The organism is Marinagarivorans algicola (genome assembly GCF_001292705.1).
Lineage (GTDB): Bacteria > Pseudomonadota > Gammaproteobacteria > Pseudomonadales > Cellvibrionaceae > Marinagarivorans > Marinagarivorans algicola.
This window is the reverse complement of record NZ_LGAK01000074.1, coordinates 1-3201: the sequence shown is the minus strand read 5'-3', so window position 1 is coordinate 3201 and position 3201 is coordinate 1. Positions and strand designations below refer to the sequence as shown.

The 3201-nt window shown below is 45.0% G+C and carries 6 protein-coding genes; 5 read left to right on the top strand and 1 reads right to left on the bottom strand.

Annotated features, from left to right (window positions below):
* Positions 1-34: 34 nt before the first annotated feature.
* The gene (locus AC438_RS15920; RefSeq protein WP_053982253.1) at positions 35-277 is read right to left on the bottom strand and encodes a YdaS family helix-turn-helix protein; all 243 of its coding nucleotides are present in this window, start codon (positions 275-277) and stop codon (positions 35-37) included.
* 113 nt (positions 278-390) lie between these two features.
* Between AC438_RS15920 and AC438_RS15915 the strand changes: the two genes are divergently transcribed.
* The 5 genes from AC438_RS15915 to AC438_RS15890 form a co-directional block, all read left to right on the top strand.
* Positions 391-738, top strand: coding sequence for a helix-turn-helix domain-containing protein (locus AC438_RS15915; RefSeq protein ID WP_053982252.1), 348 nt, complete (start codon positions 391-393; stop codon positions 736-738).
* Positions 739-1430: 692 nt separating this feature from the next.
* Positions 1431-1649, top strand: a complete 219-nt coding sequence (locus AC438_RS15910; RefSeq protein ID WP_156317122.1) for a hypothetical protein — start codon at positions 1431-1433, stop codon at positions 1647-1649.
* A gap of 540 nt (positions 1650-2189) precedes the next feature.
* The gene (locus AC438_RS15900) at positions 2190-2654 is read left to right on the top strand and encodes a hypothetical protein (RefSeq protein ID WP_053982249.1); all 465 of its coding nucleotides are present in this window, start codon (positions 2190-2192) and stop codon (positions 2652-2654) included.
* Between the two features lie 56 nt (positions 2655-2710).
* A complete protein-coding gene (locus tag AC438_RS15895) occupies positions 2711-2932 on the top strand; it encodes a hypothetical protein (RefSeq protein ID WP_053982248.1) in 222 nt (73 codons plus the stop codon).
* Positions 2933-2946: 14 nt separating this feature from the next.
* A partial coding sequence (locus AC438_RS15890) for a helix-turn-helix domain-containing protein (RefSeq protein ID WP_156317121.1) occupies positions 2947-3201 on the top strand: 255 nt, incomplete at its 3' end.

The following is a 3201-nucleotide window of genomic DNA, read 5'->3' as shown; positions in this document are numbered from 1 at the left end:
CAAAACATCTAACCTGTTAATAGGTTGAATCATGCTATTCATTCCCACCTCCTACCAACAGGTTATTATTCAAATCAAGCTTAAGCGCAGGACATAAATCCTCAGCCTTAAATTCACCATCTGTTACGCGCTCCGCACGAATAGCGACAGCAGCGCTCATACCATGCTTAGAGGAAACCCAGCCGCACACACTAGGCATAGAAACATTCAGCGCCCTCGACGCTTTCTTGGTACCACCTAACCGCTTAACCAACTTTTTATAATTTAAGGCAGGCATAACCCCTCCAAATATTGTGTTTACACACTTTAAAAAGTTAGTTTTACCTAATTGATTACATTTGTCCAGCGCTTTAATCTAGAGAAACCGAATATTTGGCTATAATTACAACTATGAAAACAAATGACCTATCAACACTGGCAGCCAGACTTGTACATTGCAGGAAAGGCGCAGGGCTAAAACAATACGAGGTAGCTAACCATATCGGCATGTCGGCACCATCGTATTCAGACCTGGAAAGGGGCGAGGCTAAGAAGACCAAATACCTAGCCGAACTCGCTAACTTACTTGGCGTAAACGCTTACTGGCTCGCAACAGGCGAAGGCTCCCCAGATAAAGAGCAAACCAGCGACGTTATCAATGAGGTTATTGAAACACTAAATACATTTAACGAAGAAGAACAAAAAGAAGCGCTAGCTTTGGTCAACGTAATCAGAAGGAGAAAAGGCGGTAACCTTTAGTCGCTTTCGCTGAATATCTCGCAACCCCGCCAAAAACTCTTGCTGCTCATCGAGTGATAGCGCCTTAACCAAGGCGCAAATAACCGCCATCCGATCATATATCCCCTCACACCCGCAAACTCCAAAGCATACCTCCTCAGATAACAACCCAACATCTTCTCGCTCCACCACGCCATAACTCCAAATAAATATCCATAAAATATGTCGGCACATACTACAAATGCCCCAACCTCCCCGCAAGCATTAGAAAAAAGCCCCCTTTAACGCACCTGAAAATATTCAACAATGACCGCTATTACCCCACTATGCTCACTTTACAATCAACTTCCCATTTTCTGGGAAGTACTCCGCATAAGGGTTTACAAGGCCCATTTAACGAGCCTTTACGATTAAAAAACATACTATAAATGCGAAGTTATCCCAATAAATGGGAAGTGGTTGCTTTTTATACCCACCGATCACTTTTAAAACATCTTTGGAAGTCAATACTTTAGTGCTAAGATCTTTCAATCTGTCACCTAAATCATCTTTTATGCACTATGAGCGATACATTACCCCGTAAATTACACGGCACCTTCATCCGAGAAATGAGAATTAGATCACACTACCTAACTGTGGCGGACTTTGAGCGAGCCATGGGAGGGCATATTTCATACAAGCGGCTGGACTATTTAGAGAGGACGCCAACCGCAATGCCTAAGCGCTATGAGCTCGCAATGATGTGTTGGGCACTGCAATGCAGTGCCGATGAATTATTGCTGGGGAATTTTGGCATGGCTGGACCGCTGTGGGATGTAGGCGCAAATAATTGGGAGAATATCGAATCCCTATATACGATCAAAAAAGAAGTAATTGAAGCAATAGTACGCTCGCGCGATGCAGAAATCTGGAAGCCCAAGCTATTCAAATAAAGACTACCGCTTAGTTATAGAGACCGAAACAGCGCCAAGCGCCCACCTCTGCTCCACGCTCAACTGATCAAAGACTGAAGCCACCTCTATCAATCTCGCACTCCAACTCCTTGAGCCTCCTAGCAACATTTCACCGTTTCCATCAAATAACCACTCATTTACCGCCTGCCTCGACACTCCCGCGAGCTTAGTAAGCTCGGTATTGTTTAACTCAAAACGTTTTTTCAACGCCAGTAGTCGCTCTTCAAAGGTCATAATCGACTCAACCAAACGGTCAAACTGTAACCTCCATAATAATCTCTACGATTGTCAAATGATGTAAATCTGGGTGCACCTCTATAATTTATACAATTTATTGTGTTTACCTATTTACTTTTAACTTAGGTTTACCTAATATTACATGACAGGAATCGAGCCACCTTTAGCCTTCGGATTAATGGTCTGCTTCCATTTTCATCCCCTAAATTTTAACAACCTAGTACAGGAAACCACCATGACCACAATCATGGGCCTACGTCCAAAACCTAAGGGAGCAAAGTAATGGCCACTAAAACAACCCCCTACAACCCTGCCAACATCCACCACGTGATGAGCGTATTTAATATGGGTATGCATTGGTTTTTAGAGCCTAAAAACGAACACCCGCGCACAGGCACCATTAATCACATGGTGACAAATAAGGTATTCAAAGTAGAAGAATCACTAGAACTGACCGAATGGAAAAAGCACGCCACACAAAGCTATATCGAAGGCTTTATACCTCGCAGCTTTGGGGACTTAGATCCAACCAATGACGATCACACTCGATCACTCATGGTGATTGGCTGCAGCGACCTAAAAGGCTTACTGGCAGGCAAGCCAACACACGCCGCAACTAAGGGCACAAAATTTCGCTTGCCGCTGCGCACTGCACCTTGCGAGCTAAACCACTCGGTTAATCGCTTGGTTCAAGAAGCACAACTCTTACAGAAAGAAGCTGGAGCGAACTCTTCGCGTCCGGATTAATCGCTTGCTTCCATTTTCATCCTCGAAATTTTAACAACCTAATACAGGAAATCACCATGGCCACAATCATCAACCTACACCCAACCCTACTTGGCGAACCCGCCCACTTAGGCTATTTGGAGCAAAACTTAAAACGCCCCACTGTTATTAAGCGCGGGCAAGCGGTGATTGATTTAAACGATCAATCCAGCAACACCCCACGCCAGCACATCGAGCCAGTCGCGCACATGATTAATTTTTATCAGCCATTTAACACCACCCCACCCACTGCCGCATAACCTAGGAGACAGCCATGAAAACCGCCACCATACGCCAGCAAAGCACCTTCGCTAGCCGCTGCACCACGGCACGCAAAGGCAACGCATTAACGCACACTCAAGTCGCTAAGGCCCTTGATGTTAACCCACAATTTATTAAAGAAATCGAAAACGGCGAAGCGCCACCGAGCACCATTGCCGCGCAACAATTAAGCAGACTGTGCGAGCTCTATAACGTCGAAGAAAACTGGTTAATTAACAACACCATAGAGCTCAGCGACGGGAACGCG